The sequence below is a fragment of the Pseudomonas sp. B2021 genome, from assembly GCF_018135665.1.
GTDB lineage: Bacteria > Pseudomonadota > Gammaproteobacteria > Pseudomonadales > Pseudomonadaceae > Aquipseudomonas > Aquipseudomonas lactis.
On sequence record NZ_SMOF01000001.1, the window covers coordinates 4978875 to 5001962 of the forward strand.

At 61.4% G+C, this 23088-nt stretch carries 24 protein-coding genes; 11 read left to right on the forward strand and 13 right to left on the reverse strand.

Annotated elements, in window-relative coordinates:
• Window positions 1-47 precede the first annotated feature (47 nt).
• Entirely contained in the window at window positions 48-1856 is a 1809-nt protein-coding gene (locus E1K68_RS22410; RefSeq protein WP_044272392.1) for a sodium:proton antiporter, read from the forward strand.
• Here the strand turns inward: E1K68_RS22410 and E1K68_RS22415 are convergent, their stop codons facing one another.
• The 6 genes from E1K68_RS22415 to ffh form a co-directional block, all read right to left on the reverse strand.
• Entirely contained in the window at window positions 1857-2270 is a 414-nt protein-coding gene (locus tag E1K68_RS22415; protein ID WP_003193963.1) for an acyl-CoA thioesterase, read from the reverse strand.
• A gap of 81 nt (window positions 2271-2351) precedes the next feature.
• On the reverse strand, window positions 2352-2702 hold the full coding sequence (gene rplS, locus E1K68_RS22420; protein WP_003175895.1) for a 50S ribosomal protein L19: 351 nt from the start codon (window positions 2700-2702) through the stop codon (window positions 2352-2354).
• 45 nt (window positions 2703-2747) lie between these two features.
• The gene (gene trmD / locus E1K68_RS22425) at window positions 2748-3521 is read right to left on the reverse strand and encodes a tRNA (guanosine(37)-N1)-methyltransferase TrmD (protein ID WP_153475158.1); all 774 of its coding nucleotides are present in this window, start codon (window positions 3519-3521) and stop codon (window positions 2748-2750) included.
• Window positions 3503-4039, reverse strand: coding sequence for a ribosome maturation factor RimM (gene rimM, locus E1K68_RS22430; RefSeq protein WP_003175898.1), 537 nt, complete (start codon window positions 4037-4039; stop codon window positions 3503-3505). Before rimM ends, trmD begins: the two co-directional genes overlap by 19 nt.
• Window positions 4040-4044: 5 nt before the next feature.
• Window positions 4045-4296 carry a 30S ribosomal protein S16 gene (gene rpsP, locus E1K68_RS22435; RefSeq protein WP_003175899.1) on the reverse strand — a complete coding sequence of 84 codons (252 nt, stop codon included), beginning with the start codon at window positions 4294-4296 and terminating at the stop codon, window positions 4045-4047.
• A gap of 251 nt (window positions 4297-4547) precedes the next feature.
• Window positions 4548-5924, reverse strand: a complete 1377-nt coding sequence (ffh, locus tag E1K68_RS22440; protein ID WP_003193965.1) for a signal recognition particle protein — start codon at window positions 5922-5924, stop codon at window positions 4548-4550.
• 241 nt (window positions 5925-6165) lie between these two features.
• Here ffh and ccsA point away from each other — a divergent pair, with 241 nt between their 5' ends.
• The 3 genes from ccsA to E1K68_RS22455 all read left to right on the forward strand — a co-directional run bounded on the left by ccsA (window position 6166) and on the right by E1K68_RS22455 (window position 9896).
• Window positions 6166-6969 (forward strand): cytochrome c biogenesis protein CcsA, encoded by an 804-nt coding sequence (ccsA, locus tag E1K68_RS22445; RefSeq protein WP_019817239.1) that lies wholly within the window; start codon window positions 6166-6168, stop codon window positions 6967-6969.
• A 12-nt stretch (window positions 6970-6981) separates the two neighbouring features.
• Window positions 6982-8220 carry a transporter associated domain-containing protein gene (locus E1K68_RS22450; protein WP_034133592.1) on the forward strand — a complete coding sequence of 413 codons (1239 nt, stop codon included), beginning with the start codon at window positions 6982-6984 and terminating at the stop codon, window positions 8218-8220.
• Window positions 8221-8585: 365 nt separating this feature from the next.
• Window positions 8586-9896: an MFS transporter gene (locus E1K68_RS22455; RefSeq protein ID WP_120248574.1), complete on the forward strand. Its 1311-nt coding sequence runs from the start codon at window positions 8586-8588 to the stop codon at window positions 9894-9896.
• Between the two features lie 121 nt (window positions 9897-10017).
• Here the strand turns inward: E1K68_RS22455 and purT are convergent, their stop codons facing one another.
• From purT to E1K68_RS22480, 5 genes are all read right to left on the reverse strand, one after another.
• The gene (gene purT, locus E1K68_RS22460; protein ID WP_003193969.1) at window positions 10018-11199 is read right to left on the reverse strand and encodes a formate-dependent phosphoribosylglycinamide formyltransferase; all 1182 of its coding nucleotides are present in this window, start codon (window positions 11197-11199) and stop codon (window positions 10018-10020) included.
• 70 nt (window positions 11200-11269) lie between these two features.
• A complete protein-coding gene (locus E1K68_RS22465) occupies window positions 11270-11737 on the reverse strand; it encodes a preQ0 transporter (protein ID WP_003193971.1) in 468 nt (155 codons plus the stop codon).
• 134 nt (window positions 11738-11871) lie between these two features.
• Window positions 11872-12087, reverse strand: a complete 216-nt coding sequence (locus E1K68_RS22470; RefSeq protein WP_003193973.1) for a DUF1289 domain-containing protein — start codon at window positions 12085-12087, stop codon at window positions 11872-11874.
• Window positions 12084-12608: a gamma carbonic anhydrase family protein gene (locus E1K68_RS22475; RefSeq protein ID WP_003193974.1), complete on the reverse strand. Its 525-nt coding sequence runs from the start codon at window positions 12606-12608 to the stop codon at window positions 12084-12086. The genes E1K68_RS22470 and E1K68_RS22475 overlap by 4 nt, the downstream gene beginning before the upstream one ends.
• Window positions 12609-12643: 35 nt before the next feature.
• Window positions 12644-13246, reverse strand: a complete 603-nt coding sequence (locus E1K68_RS22480; RefSeq protein WP_003193975.1) for a CoA pyrophosphatase — start codon at window positions 13244-13246, stop codon at window positions 12644-12646.
• A 147-nt stretch (window positions 13247-13393) separates the two neighbouring features.
• Between E1K68_RS22480 and E1K68_RS22485 the strand changes: the two genes are divergently transcribed.
• From E1K68_RS22485 to nagE, 7 genes are all read left to right on the forward strand, one after another.
• Window positions 13394-13942 carry an NUDIX hydrolase gene (locus E1K68_RS22485; protein WP_003193976.1) on the forward strand — a complete coding sequence of 183 codons (549 nt, stop codon included), beginning with the start codon at window positions 13394-13396 and terminating at the stop codon, window positions 13940-13942.
• A gap of 36 nt (window positions 13943-13978) precedes the next feature.
• Window positions 13979-14482, forward strand: coding sequence for a L,D-transpeptidase family protein (locus E1K68_RS22490; protein ID WP_003193977.1), 504 nt, complete (start codon window positions 13979-13981; stop codon window positions 14480-14482).
• A gap of 262 nt (window positions 14483-14744) precedes the next feature.
• Complete coding sequence (locus tag E1K68_RS22495; protein ID WP_003193978.1) at window positions 14745-15503, forward strand: GntR family transcriptional regulator; 759 nt, start codon at window positions 14745-14747, stop codon at window positions 15501-15503.
• Between the two features lie 10 nt (window positions 15504-15513).
• A complete protein-coding gene (gene nagA, locus E1K68_RS22500) occupies window positions 15514-16620 on the forward strand; it encodes an N-acetylglucosamine-6-phosphate deacetylase (RefSeq protein ID WP_137203886.1) in 1107 nt (368 codons plus the stop codon).
• Window positions 16601-17623, forward strand: a complete 1023-nt coding sequence (locus tag E1K68_RS22505; protein ID WP_003193980.1) for an SIS domain-containing protein — start codon at window positions 16601-16603, stop codon at window positions 17621-17623. Before nagA ends, E1K68_RS22505 begins: the two co-directional genes overlap by 20 nt.
• 30 nt (window positions 17624-17653) lie before the next feature.
• A complete protein-coding gene (gene ptsP, locus E1K68_RS22510) occupies window positions 17654-20164 on the forward strand; it encodes a phosphoenolpyruvate--protein phosphotransferase (protein WP_212614921.1) in 2511 nt (836 codons plus the stop codon).
• A 26-nt stretch (window positions 20165-20190) separates the two neighbouring features.
• Window positions 20191-21888, forward strand: a complete 1698-nt coding sequence (gene nagE / locus E1K68_RS22515; protein ID WP_212614670.1) for an N-acetylglucosamine-specific PTS transporter subunit IIBC — start codon at window positions 20191-20193, stop codon at window positions 21886-21888.
• A gap of 149 nt (window positions 21889-22037) precedes the next feature.
• Here the strand turns inward: nagE and E1K68_RS22520 are convergent, their stop codons facing one another.
• Window positions 22038-22301, reverse strand: a complete 264-nt coding sequence (locus E1K68_RS22520; protein ID WP_003193983.1) for a DUF6124 family protein — start codon at window positions 22299-22301, stop codon at window positions 22038-22040.
• 475 nt (window positions 22302-22776) lie between these two features.
• Window positions 22777-23088 carry a YqfO family protein gene (locus tag E1K68_RS22525; RefSeq protein ID WP_212614671.1) on the reverse strand — a complete coding sequence of 104 codons (312 nt, stop codon included), beginning with the start codon at window positions 23086-23088 and terminating at the stop codon, window positions 22777-22779.

The window sequence follows — 23088 nt, forward strand, 5'->3', positions numbered from 1 at the left end:
GCCATTAGTCTTTCATAGCCCGCTATTTCAAGGAACAGGAAGCTTTAATGAACGAACAACAGATTTTGTTGGCTTTTGGCGGCATTGGCGTGGCCGCACTCGGCTGCCAGTGGCTGGCCTGGCGCCTTAAACTGCCAGCGATTCTGTTTCTTCTCCTGAGCGGGATTCTGGCAGGACCGATACTCGGATGGCTCGACCCGCAGGAAATGTTCGGCCCTCTGTTGATGCCATTGGTGTCGTTGGCAGTGGCGCTGATCCTGTTTGAGGGCAGCCTGACCCTGCACCTGTCGGAATGGAAGGAAATCGGCAGCGTGGTGCATCGCCTGGTCACGGTTGGCGCCCTGTCAACCTGGGCAGTGATCACCCTGGCCACCCACTGGCTGCTGGGTTTTGACTGGATGCTGGCGCTGCTGTTCGGCACCCTGACACTGGTCACCGGCCCGACGGTGATCGTGCCCATGTTGCGTGTGGTACGCCCCAAAGCCTCCATCGCCAATATCCTGCGTTGGGAAGGCATCGTCATCGATCCGATTGGCGCACTGCTGGCGGTAGTGGTGTATAGCTTCATCATCGCCAGTGCGTCGGGCGACGGCTTGAGCCACAGCCTGCTGACCTTCGGCGGCGTCATCCTCTGCGGCAGCCTGTTCGGCATCGCCGGTGGCTGGGTGCTGGGGCAGATCATGCGCCGCCAGTGGTTGCCGGAATACCTGCATAACCTGGCGACGCTGGCCGGTGTACTGGGCATCTTCATCGCCTCCAACCAGGTGATGCATGAGTCCGGCCTGCTGGCGGTCACGCTGATGGGCATGTGGATGGCGAACATGAAAGGCGTGGATGTACGGCACATCCTGCACTTCAAGGAAAACCTCAGTGTGTTGCTGATTTCCGGGCTGTTCATTCTGCTGGCGGCACGCCTGGACCTGAACGCCATGATCGCCCTGGGCCCGTTTGTGTTGATCCTGCTGTTGATCATCCAATTCATTGCTCGCCCGTTGAACGTGGCGCTTTCGACCTTTGGCTCCGGGCTGAACTGGCGCGAGCGTGCGCTGCTGGCCTGGATCGCCCCACGGGGCATTGTGGCGGCGGCGGTGTCAGCGATCTTTGCGATCCGCCTGGATGAGGCCGGCCACGAAGGTGCGTTGTTGCTGGTGCCGCTGACCTTCGCAGTGATCATCGGCACCGTGGTGCTGCAAAGCGCTACGGCACGCCCCTTGGCCCGCCTGCTCAAAGTCGCTGAGCCGGCACCCAGCGGCTTCCTGATCGTGGGTGCGAACGGCCCGGCGCGGGCGCTCGGCAAGGCGTTGCAGCAGTTGGGCAGCCGCGTACTGCTGACCGACTCAAGCTGGGAAAACATCCGCGCCAGTCGTATGGAAGGCTTGCCTACGTACTTCGGTAACCCGGCCTCCCAGCATGCCGAGTCCCATCTGGACCTGGTCGGCCTGGGGCATCTGCTCGCGCTCTCGCCTTCTGGCGAACTGAATGCCTTGGCCACCATGCGTTTTCGCCATGACTTCGGCCATCGCCTGTTCGCCCTGGCCAGCAGCCAGGAAAACCGTCGCACCGACAAGCACAAGGCCAGCCATGAACACCGCGGACACTTGCTGGGCAGCCAACCCTTGAGCTACACCAAATTGGCCAGCCTGCTGGGCCAAGGCGCCGAGTTGTACAGCACCAGCCTCACCGACGGCTTTGGGTGGGAGCAGTACCAGGCGTTGCACGGCGAGCGCGCCACCTTGCTGTTTGCCAGGGACACCAGCGGCTGGGTACACGTGGTCTCGCCCGAGAGCCACTTGAAGCCTGTAGCGGGCTGGACCTTGCTGGCGGTCATTCAACCGCAGGCCAGCACCGCCGAATAATCAGTCAACAAAGCCTGGCAGTACCGGGACAGGGCGTTTATCTGCGTCAATCGCGACGAAGCTGAACACGCCCTGGATCGCTTTTTCACGGCCATCAGCGCTCATGCTCTCCACGAACACTTCAACCTCGACCTTGAGGCTGGTGTTGCCAACCTTAATCACCCGACCGATCAGCTCAACGATAGAGCCAGCCGGGATCGCGTGGTTGAAGTCGATACGGTCAGTGGAGACCGTCACCAAAGGTAAGCGGCAGAAACGCGTGGCGGTGATGAACGACACTTCGTCCATCCATGCCAGGGCGGTGCCGCCGAACAGGGTGTTGTGGTGGTTAGTGGTGGGCGGGAACACGGCCTTGGTCACGTGAGTGACCGACAGATCGGTGCGGCGCTGGATTTCTTCGAGGCGGGTGGTCATGGTCAATACCAACAGATAGGCAAATTTCAGGCACAAAAAAGCAGCCCGTAGGCTGCTTTTTTCTGCATCGGGAAGCTGGACTTAAGCCAGTTTTTCCTTGATGCGAGCTGCTTTACCGGACAGGTCACGCAGGTAGTACAGCTTGGCTTTACGTACGTCACCGCGACGCTTAACGGCCATGCTGTCGATTTGCGGGCTGTAGGTCTGGAAAGTACGCTCTACGCCAACACCGTTGGAGATTTTACGAACAGTGAAAGCACTGTTCACACCACGGTTACGCTTGGCGATTACCACGCCTTCGAACGCTTGCAGACGCGAACGGTCGCCTTCCTTCACTTTCACCTGAACGACAATGGTGTCGCCCGGGGCAAAGGTAGGGATCTCTTTGGTCATCTGCTCTGCTTCGAGTGCAAGGATGATTTTGTTAGTCATGCTGTGCTCCTAAGGTAAGTCAATGGACCTACCATCGATACGTTGTTAACTATCGTCCCGCGCGAGGATGTATTCCTCGAGCAGCTTCTTCTCTTCTCCAGAAAGCGAGCGGCTTTCCAGAAGATCGGCGCGTCGTTCATAGGTCCGACCAAGGGACTGCTGTAAACGCCAACGCCGGATGTGTGCGTGATTGCCACTTAGCAATACGTCGGGAACACGCTGATCCACATACACCTCCGGACGGGTGTAGTGCGGGCAATCCAGCAAACCATCCGTGAAGGAATCTTCCTCCGCGGAGTCCGCATGCCCTAAAGCTCCGGGCAGCAGTCGTGTAACCGCATCTATCAGGACCATCGCCGGCAGCTCGCCGCCAGACAGGACATAGTCCCCAATCGACCACTCTTCATCGACATGAGCTTCAATAAAACGCTCGTCAATGCCTTCATAGCGACCGGCAATCAGGATCAAACTTTCCTCATTCGCCAGTTCGCGTACCGCCGCCTGTTTCAGCTGACGGCCTTGAGGGGACAGGTAAATTACCTTCGCCTTCTCCCCGGCGGCTGCCTTGGCCTGAACCAACGCATCTTCCAGGGGCTTGATCTTCATCACCATGCCCGGGCCACCGCCAAATGGGCGATCGTCCACAGTGTGATGTCGATCCGTCGTGTAGTCTCGCGGGTTCCAACAGGTGAGCTGCAACAGCCCCTGTTTCACCGCCCGACTGGTGATGCCGTACTCGCTGATGGCGGAAAACATCTCGGGAAACAAACTGATCACTTCAATGCGCAAATTAGCCACGCTTAGAAGTCCGCGTCCCATTCCACCTTCATCTCGCCCGCGGCCAGGTCGACGGCCAACACGCATTGCTCGGTATAGGGCAACAGGCGTTCACGGTCATCCAGGCTGCCAGCGCAAGGCTTGACCACCATTACATCATTGGCGCCGGTTTCCAGAAGATGATCGATTTTCCCCAGCAATTGCCCGAGTTGATCAATAACCTTCAGACCTTCCAGCTGGTACCAGTAGTACTCGCCGTCGGTCAATTCAGGGAACAGGTTGCGCGGCACGCAGATCTCATAACCGGCCAGAAGACGAGCTTCTTCACGGTCATCAAGACCCTTGAGCTTTGCGACCAGGAACTTGTCGCTCCCGCGTCCACTGACCAGCTCAACCTGCTTCACACTCCCTTCGCGCTTGAGCGTCCAGGTTTTGTACTGCAACAGGTTTTCAGTCGGATCAGTAAAGGAATACACCTTCACTTCGCCGCGAACGCCATGAACAGAGTAAATCTTGCCGATAACGATCAAATCATCAGCAACAGCTGGCGTCGCGTTCATATTGCTCAGGCTGCGGCCTTAGCCGAGTCCTTCAACAGTTTTGCAACGCGCTCGGATGGCTGTGCGCCAACGCTCAGCCAGTAGGCTACGCGCTCTTGGTTCACGGACAGACGAACTTCTTGACCACGAGCAACAGGGTTGAAGAAACCAACCTGTTCCTTGTGCGAACCGTCACGCGGGTTGCGGCTGTCGGTTACGGTCAAGTGGTAAAACGGGCGCTTTTTGGAGCCGCCAAGGGCAAGACGGATTGTTAGCATGTGAACATCGTTCCTGTAGTCGGTGCTGCAAATCTAAATGCACAGCGGGCATAGGTGCCCGAAAGGCCGCATATTCTAAGGAATATCCGGACTTTTGCAAATGTCTTTTTCTGGCGCCTATCAGCGTGCCATTCAGATCTGCTATAGAGCCGTCGGTTAAAACGGCGAGTCAGCGCCCGCCAACGGCGGGTTTGCTGGAGATCCCACATCCCTGTGGGGCGGAGCGCAAGCAAGGCTTGCGCTCGAATACTTTACATTTTCGGCATGCCGCCGCCGGGCAACATACCGCCCATGCCGCGCATCATCTTGGCCATACCGCCCTTGGCGGAGAATTTCTTCATCATCTTCTGCATCTGCTTGTGCTGCTTGATCAAGCGACCGATGTCCTGCACCTGGGTGCCGGAGCCCATGGCGATCCGGCGTTTGCGCGAACCACTGATCAGCTCAGGGTCGCGGCGCTCGGCCGGGGTCATGGAGTTGATGATGGCTTCCATCTGCTTGAACTGCTTCTCTGCCGCACCCTGGGCGTTGCCCATTTGCGCCAGGTTCACACCGCCGATGTTGGGCAGCTTGTCCATCAGGCCGCCGAGGCCGCCCATGTTCTTCATCTGTTGCAGCTGGTCGCGGAAGTCTTCGAGGTCGAAGCCCTTGCCCTTCTTCAGCTTCTTGGCCAGTTTGTCGGCCTTGTCCTTGTCGAGCGTGGCTTCGGCCTGCTCGATCAGGCTGAGTACGTCACCCATGCCGAGAATGCGCGAGGCGATACGCTCAGGGTGGAACGGCTCGAGCGCTTCGCTCTTCTCGCCCATACCGATGAACTTGATCGGCTTGCCAGTAATGGCACGTACCGACAGCGCGGCACCGCCACGGGCGTCGCCGTCGACCTTGGTGAGGATCACGCCGGTCAGCGGCAGTGCGTCACCAAAGGCCTTGGCGGTGTTGGCCGCATCCTGGCCGGTCATGGCGTCGACCACGAACAGGGTCTCGACCGGGTTGATCGCGGCATGCAGCGCCTTGATCTCGCCCATCATCTCTTCGTCGATGTGCAGGCGACCGGCGGTATCGACGATAACCACGTCGATGAACTTCAGCTTGGCTTCTTTAATAGCGGCGTTGGCGATGTCGACCGGCTTCTGGCTCAGGTCGGACGGGAAGAAGGTCACGCCCACTTCGCCCGCGAGCATTTCTAACTGCTTGATGGCCGCCGGACGGTACACGTCGGCCGACACCACCATCACGGATTTCTTCTTGCGCTCTTTAAGGAAGCGCGCCAGTTTGCCGGCGGTGGTGGTTTTACCCGCACCTTGCAGGCCCGCCATCAGCACGACGGCTGGCGGCACGGCGCTGAGGTTCAGATCTTCGTTGGCCGCGCCCATCAGGCTTTCGAGTTCGGCCTGGACGATCTTCACAAAGGCCTGGCCCGGGGTCAGGCTGCGGGACACTTCGGTGCCGACCGCACGTTCCTTGACCGAGTTGACGAAGTCCTTCACCACCGGCAAAGCCACGTCGGCTTCCAGCAACGCCATGCGCACTTCACGCAGGGTGTCTTTAATATTGTCCTCGGTCAGCTTGGCCTTGCCGGTAACGTGGCGCAGCGTCTGCGAGAGACGGTCAGTCAAGTTTTCAAACATGCGCGATCCTTTCAGGCCCTACTCATCGAAATGCAGGTAGACCGAGGTAATGGCGGCCCAGGCTGGGGGAAAGCGCTATTAAAAACAGCGTTCGCCGAGCCTGCGGCGTGGGCAGGTCGCGGATTATAGCGAAGACTGCGCCCATGCACACCCGCTGTCTGGCGCGGGAGTCTTTCGTGCAACGCAGGTGTGTGCCAAACTCAACGCCTTTCGGGCTTGCCTACCAGGATTTATGCTCCCTTTGTCACCCAGTTTGCTACCCAGCCTCGCCGCCGCCATTTTGTATGCCGCTGCGACCCTCTATCAGGGCACTCGTCTGGCCCAAGGCGCCAAAGCGGACAAACGTCTGCTCGTCGGCCTTGGCGTGCTGGCCCTGCTGGCCCATGCCGCCAGCCTGTTCACCCACCTGATGACCCCGGTTGGCCTGGGCCTGGACTTTTTCAGCGCCGCCAGCCTGATCGCCGCGGCCGTCATCGCGCTGACGCTGCTGGCCTGCTACCGGATTCCGGTGGAGAACCTGCTGGTGCTGCTATTCCCCCTGGGAATGCTCACGGTGCTGCTGGCGCAGTTCACCCCCACCGGCACCGTACAGGTGATCGACGAGGAGCCGGGCATCCTCGCCCACATCCTGCTGTCGATCCTTGCCTACGGCATGTTCACCATCGCGGTGTTCCAGGCCCTGCTCCTGCTGCTGCAGGATCACCAGCTCAAGCACAAGCACCCCTCCGGGCTGATCAAGAACTTCCCGCCGCTGCAAACCATGGAAAGCCTGCTGTTCGGGTTCCTGTGGGCCGGTTGGACGCTGTTGTCGCTGTCGCTGATCTCCGGTTGGCTGTTCGTCGAAAACCTGTTTGCCCAGCATCTGGTGCATAAAACCTTGCTGGCGTGCCTGGCGTGGGTCGTGTTCAGCGTGCTGCTGTGGGGGCGCAACCGCCTCGGCTGGCGGGGGCACAAGGCCATCCGCTGGACCCTGGCCGGTTTCTGCCTGTTGATGCTGGCCTATTTCGGCAGCAAGCTGGTTCGCGAATACATCCTGCATATCTGACGAGCAGTGATCATGGACAACTTGCCCTTAGGGCCGATGCTCGCTGTAATTGCCCTGCTTATTCTATGGGCAGCACTGTTTACCGCCATCGAAGCCGCACAACAGCATCTGTTGGCCCTGCGCCCCGGCACCCGCCAGGGCGACAAGGCGGCCGCACGCCTGAGCTTCCCGCGCCATAGCCTGATCCTGTGCAACAGCCTGTGCCGCGCCGCCGTGGTGATTCTCTGCACCCTGCTGGCGATCTATGCCTGGGCAGAGAACGGGCCCTGGCTGGGCTGGCTGATTTCCTGCGCAGGGCTGCTGGTGCTGGCCGACTACCTGCCCCGCACCCTGGCCACCCGTCACCCGCAAGCCGTGCTGGGCTTTGGCAATACATTGCTGGGCGTGCCGCTGAAAATCCTCTACCCCCTGGCCTGGCTGCTCAATGGCATCAGCCTGCTGTTATTGCGCCCGTTTGCACGCAAATCCGGCGTGGTGAAAAACAGCGACGAGCCCCTGCCCGACCATGATGACGACCCAGAGCCCGACACCGACGCCGACCGCACTCCCGGCCTGCCCGGTATCCATGCCCTGGACAACATCACGGTCAACGACATTCTGGTGCCGCGCAGCGAAGTGGACGGCATCAACCTCGATGAGCCGATAGAGGACATTATCGAACAGTTGCGCACCTCACCACGCACCCGTTTGCCGGTGTTCCACAGCGACATCAACCAGGTGCAGGCCGTGCTCAATACCCGGCAGGTCCAACACCTGCTGCCTGACGCCAGCCTGACCAAAGAGGCCCTGCTCGCCGCCTGCCACGAGCCTTACTTCGTGCCGGAAAGCACGCCGTTGCAGCTGCAACTGCTGAACTTCCACAAGCAGCAGCGGCGCCTGGGCATGGTGGTGGACGAGTACGGTGAAGTGTTGGGCATCGTCACCCTGGAAGATATTCTGGAAGAGATCGTCGGCGAATTCGAAAGCGATCAGGCTGTGGATAACCCGCATATCGAAGCCCAGCCCGATGGTCGCTACATCATCGATGGCGCCGCCTCGATCCGCGAACTGAACAAAAGCCTGGGCTGGCACCTGCCCAGCGACGGTCCCAAGACCCTCAACGGCCTGGTGACCGAGGCGCTGGAGACCATCCCCGATTGCGCGGTGTGCCTGAAAGTCGGCCGTTATCGCCTGGAAATCCTCGAGACCGAGGACAACCGGGTGAGCAAGGTGTTGATCTGGCATACCAGCCATGTGCCGGTGGCCGCCTGACCTCAGCAGGCTCAACCCGGTCAATGTGGGAGCTGGCTTGCCTGCGATGCAGGCGACTCGGTCCTTCAATTGAACCGAGGTGATGCTATCGCAGGCAAGCCAGCTCCCACATTGATCCAGTTCCAGGCCATAGATCCTCACCAGCCCCTTGTTGGATCCTTAGCCCCCTTCCTATAATCCCTGCGGCTTACCCAAGCCCCGCCCGACCGCGTGCTACCCGCACCCAGCGTGTCCTGGCACCGCCTTACCATGTCCGACCGGTGTTTGCTCCCATCCCGAGCCGCCCCGCGCACAGCCCTGATCCATGGGTGTTCGACCAATAATAATCCGCGTCCAAACGCGCAATAACCGTCAGGGATAACGTCATGAGCACCACCTATCAAGAGGCCACGAGCGCCGCCCCAGCCAACTCAACTGCCCGCGTCGCCACCGCGAGCATCGTCGGCACCGCCATTGAGTTCTACGATTTCTACATCTACGCCACGGCTGCCGCCCTGGTGATCGGCCCGGTGTTCTTCCCCCAGACCTCCGGCACCGCGCAGATGCTGGCCTCGTTCCTGACCTTCGGCATCGCCTTTATCGCCCGCCCGTTGGGGTCGGCGTTGTTCGGCCACTTCGGCGACCGTATCGGCCGCAAATCCACCCTGGTGGCTTCGCTGCTATTGATGGGGGTATGTACCACCTTGATCGGCTTGCTGCCGGGCTACGACAGCATCGGTGCCTGGGCGCCGATTCTCTTGTGTGTTTTGCGCTTCGGCCAAGGCCTGGGCCTGGGCGGGGAATGGGGCGGTGCGGCCTTACTGGCAACCGAGAACGCGCCCAAGGGCAAACGCGCCTGGTTCGGCATGTTCCCGCAGTTGGGCCCGTCGATTGGCTTCCTGGCGGCCAACGGCTTGTTTCTGATTCTGGCCATGAGCCTGAATGACGAGCAATTTCGCAGCTGGGGCTGGCGCATTCCGTTCATCCTCAGCGCCGCACTGGTGATGGTGGGCCTGTATGCGCGCCTCAAACTGCATGAGACGCCGGTATTCGCCAATGCCGTGGCCAAGGAAAAACCGGTGAAAGTGCCGCTGGTGGAGCTGTTCAGCCAGCATTGGCTGCCGGTACTGCTGGGCGCCGCGTCGATGGTGGTGTGCTACGCGCTGTTCTATATCACCACGGCGTTTTCGTTGAGCTACGGCGTTTCCACCCTGGGCTACAGCCGTGAGACCTTCCTCGGCCTGCTGTGCTTTGCGGTGCTATTCATGGGGCTGGCGACACCATTGGCCGCCTTGGCCAGTGATCGCTACGGGCGCAAGCCGGTGTTGATCGTCGGTGCGGTCCTGGCGATTCTGTCGGGCTTTACCATGGAGCCGCTGCTGACCCATGGCTCCACCTGGGCCGTGGCGCTGTTTTTGGCCCTGGAGCTGTTTTTGATGGGCGTGACGTTCGCACCGATGGGCGCCCTGCTGCCGGAATTGTTCCCGACCCGCGTGCGTTATACCGGTGCATCGGCGGCGTATAACCTGGGCGGGATCGTGGGGGCCTCGGCGGCGCCGTTCTTCGCGACCAAGCTGGTGGCGATGGGCGGGCTGAGTTATGTCGGGGGGTATGTGTCGGCGGCAGCGTTGCTGAGTTTGATTGCGGTGCTGTGCCTGAAAGAGACGCGGGATAACGACTTGAACAAGGTTGCCTGACCCCATGCTCGTTCCCACGCTCTGCGTGGGAATGCAGTTAGGGACGCTCTGCGTCCCCAAGCGCGACGCAGAGCGTCACAAGAGGCATTCCCACGCAAAGCGTGGGAACGAGCGTGGCGGTTTAGAGCTCTACAACAACTGCTTGGGAAGCACGGGTCGCCTTGGCCCGAGCTGCTTCAATCGACTCGTCCCGCGCCAGTGCCACGCCCATGCGGCGCTGGCCGTTCACTTCAGGTTTGCCAAACAGACGCAACGCTGTATCCGGCTCGCTCAGCGCGGCGCCAAGGTTGGCGAATGCGGTCTGGGTGGACTGCCCTTCCACCAGAATCACCGCCGACGCCGAAGGGCCGAACTGGCGGATCAACGGGATCGGCAGGCCGAGAATGGCGCGTGCGTGCAGGGCAAACTGCGACAGATCCTGGGAAATCAGGGTCACAAGGCCAGTGTCATGGGGGCGCGGCGACACTTCGCTGAACCACACCTGATCGCCCTTGATGAACAATTCCACACCAAACAGACCACGACCGCCCAAGGCTTCGGTTACCGCCTTGGCAACGCGCTCGGATTCTGCCAAGGCAACCGGGCTCATAGCCTGTGGCTGCCAGGACTCTTGGTAATCGCCCTTCTCCTGGCGATGCCCCACCGGCGCGCAGAAAGTAGTACCACCGATGTGGCGCACGGTCAGCAGGGTGATTTCGTAGTCGAAGTCGATAAAACCTTCGATGATCACCCGGCCCTTGCCGGCACGCCCGCCCTCTTGGGCGTAGTCCCAGGCTTTCTGCACGTCGTCGGCGCTGCGCAACAGGCTCTGGCCCTTGCCCGACGAACTCATCACCGGCTTGACCACGCACGGAAAGCCCAGGTCCTGGACGGCCTTGCTGTAGTCTTCGAAGGTATCGGCGAAGTGGTACGGCGAGGTCGGCAGGTCCAGCTCTTCGGCGGCCAGGCGACGGATGCCTTCACGGTTCATGGTCAGCGACGTGGCGCGGGCGGTGGGGATCACGGTGAAACCTTCGGCCTCCAGCTCGACCAATGTCGCGGTGGCGATGGCTTCGATTTCCGGCACGATGAAATGCGGCTTCTCCGCCTCGATCACCGCACGCAATGCAGCACCGTCGAGCATGTTGATCACATGGCTACGGTGCGCCACCTGCATGGCCGGCGCATTGGCGTAGCGATCCACGGCAATCACTTCAACGCCCAGGCGCTGCAGTTCGATTACCACTTCCTTGCCCAGCTCACCGCAGCCACACAGCAAAACGCGGGTCGCGGTTGGCGACAATGGAGTTCCGATTCGGGTCATCTCAGGTCCTCAGGGGAGCGGATCATGGGGGAGAAAGGCCGGCATTTTACATGAACTGCAAAAATTGGCCTCAGTTGGCGACAGCCCGCCGGCGGATGCGCCAGGCCATGATCAGCCAGACCACGGTGACCCCGGCGAATTTGGACACCAACGCCGTGCCCGCCACCGCCGGCGTCAGTGCGCCGATCAGGCCGAAAAAGATAAAGGTATCGAGGGGAATGCTCAGCGCCGAACTTATCCACAGGCGGTCATGCAGCGGGCGCTTGGTGATGCTGAACACCAGCCAGTCGATGCACTCGGACACCGCAAACGCCGTGGCACTGGCCAGGGCGATGGACGGGTCGGAGGTGATATAGGACAGCACCAGCGCCGCCAGCATGGCGATGATTGCGCCATGGCCGAAGCGGGTTTGCACCATGTCGCGCAGGATAAATACCAGGCCGCCCCAGGCGGACCAGATAACGTCCAGGTGCGGGGCGGTGGAGAAGGCGAAGTTGATCAGCACGACGCTGCTGATATAGGCGATCAGGAAAAACATGGAGGATGGACCTGTGGGCAATGCCGCACAGGGTACACAATTACAAGGATGTCGTCTGGCAGGGCCTCATCGCAGGCAAGCCAGCTCCCACATTTGACGGTATTCACACATCAAGGGTGGGAGATGGCGGCCTGTCAGGCGCCGGATTTCCCAGGGGTCATCCACATCATCCCGCTCGCCACCGCCCGCTCATGGCACAACCCCAGCACCACCCGGCGCTCGGCGTTGTCCATGCGGCTCCAGCGCGTGATTTCATCCACATTGCGCTGGCAGCCGGTGCAGATATCGTCATCATCCAGTGCGCAAATGCTCACGCAGGGCGAGGCGACCGGTCGTTCAATTGTGCTCATTCCTGCTGCTCAGCCAGGTCACGGGCATAACGCTGCGCGTTATGCACATAGTGCGCGGCGCTGGCTTCGAGCATGCGCTTTTGCGCCTCGGTCAGCTCACGCACCACTTTGCCTGGCGAGCCCATGACCAGCGAGCCATCGGGGATTTCCTTGCCTTCGCCGATCAGCGAGTTAGCGCCAATGATGCAGTGCTTGCCGATCTTGGCGCCGTTGAGGATCACCGCGTTGATACCAATCAGGCTGTAGTCGTCGACGGTGCAGCCGTGCAGCATGGCGTTATGGCCAATGGTCACGCCAGTGCCCAGGGTCAGCGGGTAGCCCATGTCGGTGTGCATCACGCTGCCGTCCTGCACGTTGCTGTTCTTGCCGATCAGGATCAGCTCGTTATCGCCACGCAATACCGCGTTGAACCAGACGTTGGCGCCCTCCTCCAGCTTGACCTTACCCACCAGGGTGGCATTGGGTGCCACCCAGCTGTGGGGGTGCATCTCGACGCGGGCGTCGCCCAGGCGGTACTTCATGGTTTTTCCTCACGGCTTGCCATTTAAACGATGGCTTATAGATTGATGAAGCTCTTGGGTGGCTGGTGCAGGCTGATCTTGGCATCGTCATAGAGCAGGTTGATCAGCTCGACAATCATGATTGCCGTCAGCCCCCAGATTTTGTATTCGCCGAACCGGTAGCTGGGCACATACCAACTGCGGCCCTGGTAATCAATGCGGTGGGTATGTTCGCGTGGGTCCTGTCGGAAAAAGTCCAAAGGCACGCTGAAAACGGCGGCAATCTCGGCGTCGTTGGCCAGGTATTCGACGTAATCGGGGACCACGCCCACATAGGGCGTTACGCGAATGCCGTGCAGGGAAATCAGCGGGCTCAACGGGCCAATGACTTCAACCAGCCCCGGCGGCAGGCCGATTTCTTCTTCGGCTTCGCGCAAAGCGGTAAAGATCAGGTCCGGGTCTTCGGGGTCGCGGCGCCCGCCGGGAAAGGCCACTTCGCCACCGTGGGTCGACAGCCCGCTGGCGCGCAGGGTCAGGATCAGCTCGGGTTCGTCACTGCGGGTAATCGGCACCAGCACCGCCGCCTCGGGGAAACGCCCGTCGGTTTCCAGGGTATGGGGGGTGTGATTGCTTACCCGGCGAAGTAGCTCGTCCAGCATGAGTCATCTCGGTCTGTTGGCTACCTTGCATCATGCACCAAAGCGTGCGAGCGCCCAACCCCAAAACCGCAGAGCTGTCGCTAAACGACAACTTGCAGGAACGCCCGGCACCAAGCCAAGATGTGCCCATTCTCCAGGAACCCCAGCATGAATTTCTGCAGCCAGTGCGGCAAACCGGTGACCCAACGTATTCCCGAAGGCGACGCGCGCCTGCGTTATGTATGCGATCACTGCTCGACCATTCATTACCAGAACCCCAATATCGTCGCCGGTACCGTGCCGGTGTGGGGCGACCAAGTGCTGCTGTGCCGCCGCGCCATCGAGCCACGCCTGGGTTACTGGACCCTGCCCGCCGGCTTTATGGAAAATGGCGAGACCGTCGAACAGGCCGCCATGCGTGAAACCCTGGAAGAAGCCTGCGCCCGGGTGCGCAACTTAAGCATCTATACCCTGATCAATGTGCCGCACATCAGTCAGGTGCATATCTTCTACCGCGCCGAATTGATCGATCTGGACTTCGCCGCTGGCCAGGAGAGCCTGGAAGTGAGGCTGTTCGACGAAGCCGATATCCCTTGGTCCGAGCTGGCTTTCCGCACGGTCGGGCGTACCTTAGAATGCTTCTTCGCTGACCGTCGCCAACAGGCGTACCCGGTACGTAGCGAATCTGTGCCACCGCTGTCCAAGCCCGCCCAATAACAAGCCGGCCAATGTCGCCAAAGGGATACCGTTTCAATGCGTTGGTTGCTTGCTCTGATCTGCCTGTCGTTCGCCACGCTGTCCCCGGCCTCCACGGTGCAAACCCTTGGCGGTAAAACGGTCGAGAAAGTCCTGGTACTCAAGTCCGCCCACCAGCTGCAGTTGATCAACGACGGCAAGCCGTTCAAGACCTATCGCATTTCCCTGGGCAAGAACCCCAAGGGCCACAAGCTGATCGAAGGCGACCGCCGCACGCCCGAAGGCCTCTACTGGCTCGACTGGCGCAAGACCAGCGACCGCTTCAACCTGGCCATGCACATTTCCTACCCGAACATCAGCGACGCCGCCCGCGCACGCCGCGAAGGCGTGAAGCCGGGCAGCATGATCATGATCCATGGCACCCCCGACACTGAAGACTACCCGGAACAGTGGTTTCACACCCTGGACTGGACCGACGGCTGCATCGGCATGCGCAACGTGGATATGCGCGAAGTGTGGAACCTGGTCAAAGACGGCACCCTCATCGAGATTCGGCCGTAATCCCACGCCGTTCGTAAAATAATTCGAAAATAATTCCTGCCCCAGGCAGCGCTTGCCGGTGAATACCAGTTCACCGCGCGGGACCCTGCACTTATGCGCGCCACAAAGACCTCTCTAATACCACTTGATACCAAGCCCCATTAAAGTGCCTTGAAACCGGGATTCGCACCGTTTTGGTAGCATTGACATGGTATTTAAGTGGTATTAGTTTTCGGCCATTACCGGGCGACAACACTCCAATAACGCATCGGAAACCTGACAGATGAACCCCATCCTGGCCCTGCGCCCCGACGACAAGCAATCCACGCCGCTGTACCTGCAACTGGCCCGCAGCCTTGAAGCAGCGATCCATGCCGGCCAGTGGAAATCGGAACAGGCCCTGCCTTCGGAACGCGCCCTCAGCGAGCAGTTGAGCATCTCGCGGGTCACCGCTCGTAAAGCGCTGGAAGTGTTGCTGGCTCAAGGCCTGATCCGTCGCAGCCAAGGCTCCGGCACCTTTATCACGCCGCGCCTGGAACAACCCTTGTCGCGCCTGTCGGGGTTCAGCGAAATGCTGCGGCTCAAGGGTTTTGTGCCCACATCCCAGTGGCTGGAACGCGACATCACCCCGCCGACCCATGAAGAACTGATCCGCCTGGGCCTGTCGCCCACCGACAAAGTGGCGCGCCTCAAGCGCCTGCGCAAAGCCGATGACACGGTGATGGCGATTGAAATGACTGCCATGCCAGCGTCGGTGTTGCCCCACCCCCAGGCCATCGGCAATTCGTTGTACGAATACCTGGAAAGCATCGGCAAGCCCATCGTGCGCGCCTTGCAGCATATCCAGGCGATCAATGCCTCGGATGAGTTTGCCGCGCTGGTGGGCATCGCCCCCGGCACCGCCATGCTGCTGATGACCCGCGTGGGCTACACCGCCGACAACACGCCGATTGAGATCACCGACACCTACTGCCGCAATGACTACTACGACTTTGTCGCAGAGCTGCGCCGCCATGATTATTCCGCCGAATTGCGAACTTAGAGAACTGCCCATGACTGAAGACAATATCCTCACGCCCAGCGGCTGGATGCGCGGTCGCCTGGTGCATGAGCACGGCAAGGTTGTCGCCATTGACGGCACGCCGTGCGACCCGGCCGACAACGACCTGCCCTACCTGCTGCCGGGCTTTATCGACCTGCATGTGCATGGCGGTGGCGGCGCGGACATCATGGAAGGTACGGGCGCCTTCGAGACCATTACCCGTACCCACGTGCGTTTTGGCACCACCTCGCTGCTGGCCACCACCATGACGGCGCCGGTGGAAGAAATCTCCCGGGTACTCGGTGAGCTCGGCACGTTCTGCGAACAGCGGCCAGCCGGCAGCGCCCGCGTACTCGGCGTGCACCTGGAAGGCCCCTACATCAATCCGGGAAAACTCGGCGCCCAACCCAACTTCGCCCACACCGCGTTGATGCAGGAAGTGGAAGCCTACCTGCGCCTGGCGCCGATCCGGGTGATCACCATCGCCCCGGAAATCGCCGGCCACGACGCTCTGATCCGCGCCCTCAGCGAACGCGGCGTGCGCATGCAGATCGGCCACACCCTGGGCAGCTATGAAGAAGGCGTTGCCGCCCTGGCCGCTGGCGCCACCAGCTTCACCCACTTGTACAACGCCATGAGCCCGCTGCATCACCGCGAACCCGGCATCGTCGGCGCCGCGCTGGCCCACGCCCAGTACGCCGAGCTGATCCCGGACTTGCTGCATGTGCACCCCGGCGCCATGCGCGTGGCGTTGCGCTCGATCCCCTGCCTGTACTGCGTCACCGACTCCACCGCCGCCGCCGGTATGCCCGATGGCGAATACAAGCTGGGCAGCCACACCGTGACCAAATGCCTGGGCGGCGTGCGCCTGGCCGACGGCACCCTGGCCGGCAGCACCCTGACCATGGATCAGGCGCTGCGCAACCTGGTGAAAATCGGCCTGCCAATCAGTGAAGCCTCACAACGCCTGTCGCAATTTCCTGCGGACTACCTGGGCCTGGAAGAACGCGGCCGCCTGCAACCCGGCAGCTTTGCCGACTGCGTGCGCCTGGACCGCTCCCTGACACTCACCGACGTAATGGTCGAAGGAGACACCATTGACTTCAAAAATGCTTGAAGAGGCCCTGGCCTCCTGCGACGCCGTCGCGGCCCAACTGCAACGCCTGAATCCCATGCTGGAAGAAGTCGCCGGGCGCCTGCGCCGCCAGCCACCGCAAGTGGCGATGACCATCGCTCGCGGCAGCTCCGACCACGCCGCCAGTTACTTCGCTTACCTGGCCATGCAGCACGTGGGCATTCCCGTGGCGTCGCTGCCGATGTCGGTGGTGACCCTGTTGCAGGCGCCGATGAAAGTCAGCGGCCAGGTAGCGTTTGGTTTCTCCCAATCGGGGCAGAGCCCGGATCTGGTCAATAGCCTGCGCCTGTTACGCAAACGTGGCGCCTTGAGCATCTCGCTGGTCAACGCCGAAGACTCGCCACTGGAAGCCGCGTGCGAATTCCATGTGCCGCTGTGCGCCGGGCCGGAACTCAGCGTGGCCGCCACCAAAAGTTTTATCGCCACCCTCAGCGCCAGTGCGCAACTGATCGGCCACTGGAATCAGGAAGCCGACTTGCTGCAAGCCTGTCAGGCCTTGCCCGAGGGCCTGCGTGACGCCGCCAGACAGGATTGGCGCACGGCCATCGACGCCCTCAAAGACAGCCAGCGCTTGATGGTCATCGGCCGAGGCGCCGGGTTTGCCATCGCTCAGGAAGCCGCGCTCAAGCTCAAGGAAACCTCGGCGATCCAGGCCGAAGCCTTCAGCAGCGCCGAAGTGCGCCACGGGCCGATGGCGCTGATCGACGAGAACTACCCCCTGCTGGTGTTCGCCCCACGCGGCGCCGAGCAGGCCGGCCTGTTGAGCCTGGCCGCCGATATGCGCCAACGCGGTGCCCGCGTGCTGCTGGCTGCGCCGGATGACATCGCCGAACGCGACCTGACCCTGAGCCGCGCTGAACACCCAAGCCTGGACCCGATCCTGGCGATCCAGAGTTTCTACGTGATGGCCGCAGGCCTTGCCGAGGCGCGAGGCATGGACCCGGACCAGCCGCGTCACCTGAGCAAAGTCACCCGCACGCACTAAAGCGGCGTTTTCCTGATGAGTACCGTGCCCATGCCCAACAACAATAATCCATTGACCCTTAGCGCCCCCTTGAGTGGGCCGGTGCTGGCCCTGAACCGCGTCCCCGACGAAGTGTTCGCCAGCGGCGCCATGGGCGACGGTCTCGCTATCGACCCGCTGAACGATTGCCTGCAGGCGCCCTGCGACGGCGTGATCATCCATGTCGCCCGCACCGGGCATGCGCTGACCATCCGCGCCGACAACGGTGCCGAAGTGCTGATGCACGTGGGCATCGACACCGTGGAGCTCAATGGCGAAGGCTTTGCTTTGCTAGTGAAGGATGGCGCACGGGTGAGCGAGGGCCAGCCGTTGGTGCAGTTTGACCTGGATCGTATTGCGCGCCAGTGCAAAAGCCTGGTGAGCCTGATCATCCTGACCAACAGTGACCGCTTCGAGCTGCAACCCATCGCGAGCAAGACCGTGAAGGTCGGTGAAGCGCTGATGCGCATTGCCCTGCGCACATCCGCGCCGGTGAAAACCGCTGTGGATAACTCGGTCGCAGAAGTGAGCGCCACGGTACGCATTACCCACCGTGGCGGCTTGCATGCGCGCCCTGCCGCGCTGATCCGCAAGACTGCCCAGGGCTTCAGCAGCCAATCGCAGCTGCACTTCGGTGATAAAACCGCGGCTTGCGACAGCCTGATCGGCCTGATGGGGCTGGGTATTGGCGAAGGTGACGAGGTACGAGTGACCTGCCGTGGCAAGGATGGCGAGGCGGCGTTACAGGCATTGGTCGCCGCGCTGTCCGTGGCGATCCACGCGGAGCATCACGCGCCGGTCGTTGCCACACCACGCCGAGCGAATACCGAAGCCAATGTGCTGCAAGGCGTATGCGCGGCACCGGGCCTGGTATGTGGGCCATTGTTCCGCCTGACGGGCATCGAGCTGCCGCAAGACAGCGGCAATCATAGCGTCGACGAACAACTGCAACGCCTGGATGCCGCCCTTGACCAAGTGCGCGGCGAAATCCGCAACACGCTGGACCAGGCGCGCCAACGCAAGAATGTCGAAGAAGAAGAGATCTTCGCCGCCCACCTCGCCCTGCTGGAAGACCCGGCATTACTCGACGCAGCCACCGCTGCCATCGAACAAGGCAGCGCCGCCACCCACGCCTGGCGTGATGCGATCCAGGCCCAATGCGCCGTGCTGCTGGCCTTGGGCAAGCCGCTGTTCGCCGAGCGCGCCAACGACCTGCGCGACCTGCAACAACGGGTATTGCGTGCGTTGCTGGGTGAAGCCTGGCACTTCGAATTGCCGGCCGGGGCGATTGTCAGCGCCCATGAACTGACGCCCTCGGACTTGCTGCAACTGAGCACGCAAAACGCAGCGGGCATCTGCATGGCCGAAGGCGGCGCGACCTCCCATGTGGCCATTTTGGCCCGAGGCAAAGGCTTGCCCTGTGTGGTGGCATTGGGCGATGAAGTGCTCGACGTGCCCCAAGGCCAACGGGTGGTGCTCGACGCCGCCAATGGCCGCTTGGAACTGGCCCCCAGCGACGCGCGCCATGCCGAAGTGCACCAGATTCGCGAAACACAAAAACTGCGTCGTAAAGAGCAGCAGGCCCAAGCCCAGCAAGCGGCGAGTACCCGCGATGGCGTGACCATCGAAATCGCCGCCAATGTCGCCTCCAGCAGCGAAGCCCAACTGGCGTTCGCAAACGGCGCCGATGGCGTCGGCCTGCTGCGCACCGAATTCCTGTTTGTCGACCGTCGCACCGCGCCGGATGAGCAGGAACAACGCCAGGCTTATCAGGCTGTGCTAGACGCCATGGGTGACAAGTCGGTGATCATCCGCACCATCGATGTGGGCGGCGACAAGCAACTCGACTACCTGCCGCTGCCCGTCGAGGCCAACCCGGTGCTGGGCCTGCGCGGCATTCGCATGGCCCAGGTACGCCCGGAACTGCTCGACCAGCAACTGCGTGCCCTGCTGCAAGTCGCGCCGCTGGGGCGTTGCCGCATCCTGCTGCCGATGGTCAGCGAGGTGGATGAACTGCTGCAGATTCGCCAGCGCCTGGATGAACTGTGCGTGGAGCTGGAACTGACGCAGCGCCCCGAACTGGGCGTGATGATCGAAGTGCCCGCCGCCGCGCTCATGGCCGAAAAGCTCGCCGAGCATGCGGACTTTTTGTCCATCGGCACCAATGACCTGTCCCAGTACACCCTCGCCATGGACCGCGACCACGCAGGCCTGGCCGCCCGTGTCGACGCGCTGCACCCGGCGTTGTTGCGGCTGATCGCCCAAACCTGCGCCGGCGCAGCCAAGCATGGCCGTTGGGTTGGCGTGTGCGGCGCGCTGGCCTCCGACCCGCTGGCCACGCCGGTACTGGTCGGCCTGGGCGTCACCGAGCTGTCGGTAAGCCCGCCGCAGATCGGAGAGATCAAGGACCGCGTTCGTCATCTGGACGCGGCGCAATGCCGGCAACTGAGCCAGGCACTGCTCGACCTGAGCAGCGCTAAAGCCGTTCGCCAAGCCTGTCAACACCACTGGCCGCTGAGCTGAAAACAACAAGAATAGGGAGACACGCCATGTACCAACACTTTATCGAAGGCCTGCAACGCCTGGGCCGCGCCCTGATGCTGCCGATCGCGATCCTGCCGATTGCCGGCCTGTTGCTGCGCCTGGGCGACACCGACTTGCTCAACATTGCGGTGATGCACGATGCCGGCCAGGCGATCTTCGCCAACCTGGCGCTGATCTTCGCCATCGGCATTGCCGTGGGGTTTGCCCGTGACAACAACGGCACTGCGGGCCTGGCAGGGGCGATTGGTTACCTGGTGATGATCTCCACGCTCAAGGTGATGGACACCACCATCAACATGGGCATGCTCGCCGGTATCGCCAGCGGCTTGATGGCCGGCGGGCTGTACAACCGTTTCAAGGACATCAAGTTGCCGGAGTACCTGGCGTTCTTCGGTGGGCGACGCTTTGTGCCGATTGTCACCGGCTTCAGCGCGGTGGGCCTGGGCGTGATCTTCGGCCTGATCTGGCCGCCGATCCAGCACGGCATCAACAGCTTCGGCGTACTGCTGATGGAAAGCGGCAGCCTGGGCGCGTTCGTGTTTGGCGTGTTCAACCGCCTGCTGATCGTCACCGGCTTGCACCACATCCTTAACAACATGGCCTGGTTCGTGTTCGGCAGCTTTACCGACCCGGTGACCGGCGCGGTGGTGACCGGCGACCTGACCCGCTACTTTGCCGGCGACCCGAAAGGCGGCCAGTTCATGACCGGCATGTTCCCCGTGATGCTGTTCGGCCTGCCGGCTGCGTGCCTGGCGATGTACCGCAATGCGTTGCCTGAGCGGCGCAAAGTGATGGGCGGCATCTTCCTGTCGATGGCGCTGACCTCGTTCCTCACCGGGGTGACCGAGCCGATTGAATTTGCTTTCATGTTCCTGGCGCCGTTCCTCTACTTGCTGCATGCGCTGCTGACCGGCCTGTCGATGGCCGTGACCAACATGCTCAATATCCACCTGGGCTTTACCTTCTCCGGTGGTTTTATCGACATGGTGCTGGGCTGGGGCAAGTCCACCAATGGTTGGCTGGTGGTACCGGTGGGCTTGGCTTACTCGGTGATCTACTACACGGTGTTCAGCTACTGCATCCGCCGCTTCAACCTGAAGACACCGGGCCGGGAAGATATCCAGGTGGTGCAGGCTGAAGCGATGAGTGATAACCAGCGTGCGACGGCTTATATCCAGGCGTTGGGTGGTGCTGAGAATCTGCTGAGTGTGGGTGCCTGCACCACACGGCTGCGGTTGGACATGGTGGATCGCAACAAGGCGGTGGATGCTGAACTGAAAGCACTGGGCGCCATGGCTGTAGTGCGCCCGGGTAACGGCGGCAGTTTGCAGGTAGTGGTTGGGCCAATGGCCGATAGCATTGCTGATGAGATTCGCTTGGCGATGCCGGGGTTTGTTGCCGCAACGCCTGTAGCGGTTGCGCCTGTGGATAAGCCGGTGGCGGTGAATGTACACGAGGCCGAAAAGTGGCTGAATGCCCTGGGTGGCCGAGAGAATGTGCGCCAACTGGAAGCGGTAGCGATGACCCGGTTGCGGGTGGAGTTGGGGGATGATTCGGTGCTGTCTGAAGCGGACCTCACTGCGCTGGGTTGCAAGGGTGTGAGCCAGCTGGATAGCGGGGTTTGGCACTTGTTGATTGGTGACAAGGCTTTAGGTTTGGGTGAGGCTTTGGAGCGGTTGGTTACCCGCCCTATCAACGCCTGACCGATCGTTCCCACGCTCTGCGTGGGAATGCCGCCCCGGACGCTCTGCGTCCCGCCCTGCGCAAGGGTGACGCAGAGCGTCACAGGATGCATTCCCACGCGGAGCGTGGGAACGATCAATGTGGGAGCGGGCTTGCTCGCGAATGGGTTTTAACTGGCGTCGGAAGGTTTAAGCTCGGGCACTTCGTTCAAGTCCAACACCCGATCCACCATGAGCTGAATACCCTCCAGCATCCGGCAAATTGCCAAGACAACATCACGCTGCGCGCCAGCGACTTCAAACGCCAGCTGGCTGGTTAGCGCCTGCAGCGAAGCGATGTCCTGCGAGGTATTGGCGAGCAAGGTTTCGCTATCGATACTGCGTCGTACGCTGAATAACTGATCTGAAGGGGGATTGGGACTGTCTTTGATCATGGTAAACCTCTGGTGTGAAGTAAGAACTACCAGCATCACTTGCAGATGATGGGTGGCAGCTGTGTGCGGGCCTGCAAGACCGAGAGTCACCAGCAAGTCTCGGTAGACCCGAAGGTCTCCCGCACACAGCCGCCATAAATGGCGACCATGAAAAAGCGCCGCAATTATAAAGGCGCTTGTGACTAACTGGTGAGGTTTCGGCGGGCTTGCAGTCCCGGTCGCTGAATTGGCAGCGACTGGCGAAGGTTAGTGGTACCCGTTCCGAGGGACAACCTGAAAGGCTTGTCGGAAAGTTCTGAGGCGCCTGCACCGGCGCCATCGCAGGCAAGCCAGCTCCCACAGTGGGTTGATGCATGACAGGACAACACGATCAAACTGTGGGAGCCGGACTTGCCCGCGATGAGGCCCTTGCAGGCAACAAAAAACCCGCCGACCAAACTGGCCCAGCGGGTTTCTTGTTTATGCAGCCAACAGATCAAAAATCCGCCAACTGCCACACCTCATACGCCGGTGTCTCATACGGGTGACTGAGTTTCAAAGCAGCCACGACAGCCACAATCAACTCATCCGCCACCACCAACTCAACCTTCCACTCTTCAACCGCTTCAACCTGGCCCACCTGCCCGATAAACGGCTGGCTGCCGTCCAACGCGCGGAATTGGCCCTGACCCAGCACTTGCCAGGCGCAGCTGTCGTAGTCGCCGATGCGCCCGCCGCCGGCTGCGAAGACGGCGGTTTTCACCGTCTCCACATGGCTGTCGGGCACGAAGAAGGCGAGCTTGTACAC

Bases quoted from the DNA above. Each gene is read 5' to 3' on its own strand.
- E1K68_RS22520 (WP_003193983.1), bottom strand. From the start codon at position 22,301: ATGATCAAAGACAGTCCCAATCCCCCTTCAGATCAGTTATTCAGCGTA.
- trmD (WP_153475158.1), bottom strand. From the start codon at position 3,521: ATGGGACGCGGACTTCTAAGCGTGGCTAATTTGCGCATTGAAGTGATC.
- nagE (WP_212614670.1), top strand. From the start codon at position 20,191: ATGTACCAACACTTTATCGAAGGCCTGCAACGCCTGGGCCGCGCCCTG.
- rimM (WP_003175898.1), bottom strand. From the start codon at position 4,039: ATGAACGCGACGCCAGCTGTTGCTGATGATTTGATCGTTATCGGCAAG.
- E1K68_RS22480 (WP_003193975.1), bottom strand. From the start codon at position 13,246: ATGCTGGACGAGCTACTTCGCCGGGTAAGCAATCACACCCCCCATACC.
- E1K68_RS22470 (WP_003193973.1), bottom strand. From the start codon at position 12,087: ATGAGCACAATTGAACGACCGGTCGCCTCGCCCTGCGTGAGCATTTGC.
- E1K68_RS22450 (WP_034133592.1), top strand. From the start codon at position 6,982: ATGGACAACTTGCCCTTAGGGCCGATGCTCGCTGTAATTGCCCTGCTT.
- purT (WP_003193969.1), bottom strand. From the start codon at position 11,199: ATGACCCGAATCGGAACTCCATTGTCGCCAACCGCGACCCGCGTTTTG.
- nagA (WP_137203886.1), top strand. From the start codon at position 15,514: ATGACTGAAGACAATATCCTCACGCCCAGCGGCTGGATGCGCGGTCGC.
- ffh (WP_003193965.1), bottom strand. From the start codon at position 5,924: ATGTTTGAAAACTTGACTGACCGTCTCTCGCAGACGCTGCGCCACGTT.
- E1K68_RS22485 (WP_003193976.1), top strand. From the start codon at position 13,394: ATGAATTTCTGCAGCCAGTGCGGCAAACCGGTGACCCAACGTATTCCC.
- E1K68_RS22495 (WP_003193978.1), top strand. From the start codon at position 14,745: ATGAACCCCATCCTGGCCCTGCGCCCCGACGACAAGCAATCCACGCCG.
- rpsP (WP_003175899.1), bottom strand. From the start codon at position 4,296: ATGCTAACAATCCGTCTTGCCCTTGGCGGCTCCAAAAAGCGCCCGTTT.
- E1K68_RS22410 (WP_044272392.1), top strand. From the start codon at position 48: ATGAACGAACAACAGATTTTGTTGGCTTTTGGCGGCATTGGCGTGGCC.
- E1K68_RS22490 (WP_003193977.1), top strand. From the start codon at position 13,979: ATGCGTTGGTTGCTTGCTCTGATCTGCCTGTCGTTCGCCACGCTGTCC.
- ptsP (WP_212614921.1), top strand. From the start codon at position 17,654: ATGCCCAACAACAATAATCCATTGACCCTTAGCGCCCCCTTGAGTGGG.
- E1K68_RS22455 (WP_120248574.1), top strand. From the start codon at position 8,586: ATGAGCACCACCTATCAAGAGGCCACGAGCGCCGCCCCAGCCAACTCA.
- E1K68_RS22465 (WP_003193971.1), bottom strand. From the start codon at position 11,737: ATGTTTTTCCTGATCGCCTATATCAGCAGCGTCGTGCTGATCAACTTC.
- rplS (WP_003175895.1), bottom strand. From the start codon at position 2,702: ATGACTAACAAAATCATCCTTGCACTCGAAGCAGAGCAGATGACCAAA.
- E1K68_RS22415 (WP_003193963.1), bottom strand. From the start codon at position 2,270: ATGACCACCCGCCTCGAAGAAATCCAGCGCCGCACCGATCTGTCGGTC.
- E1K68_RS22475 (WP_003193974.1), bottom strand. From the start codon at position 12,608: ATGAAGTACCGCCTGGGCGACGCCCGCGTCGAGATGCACCCCCACAGC.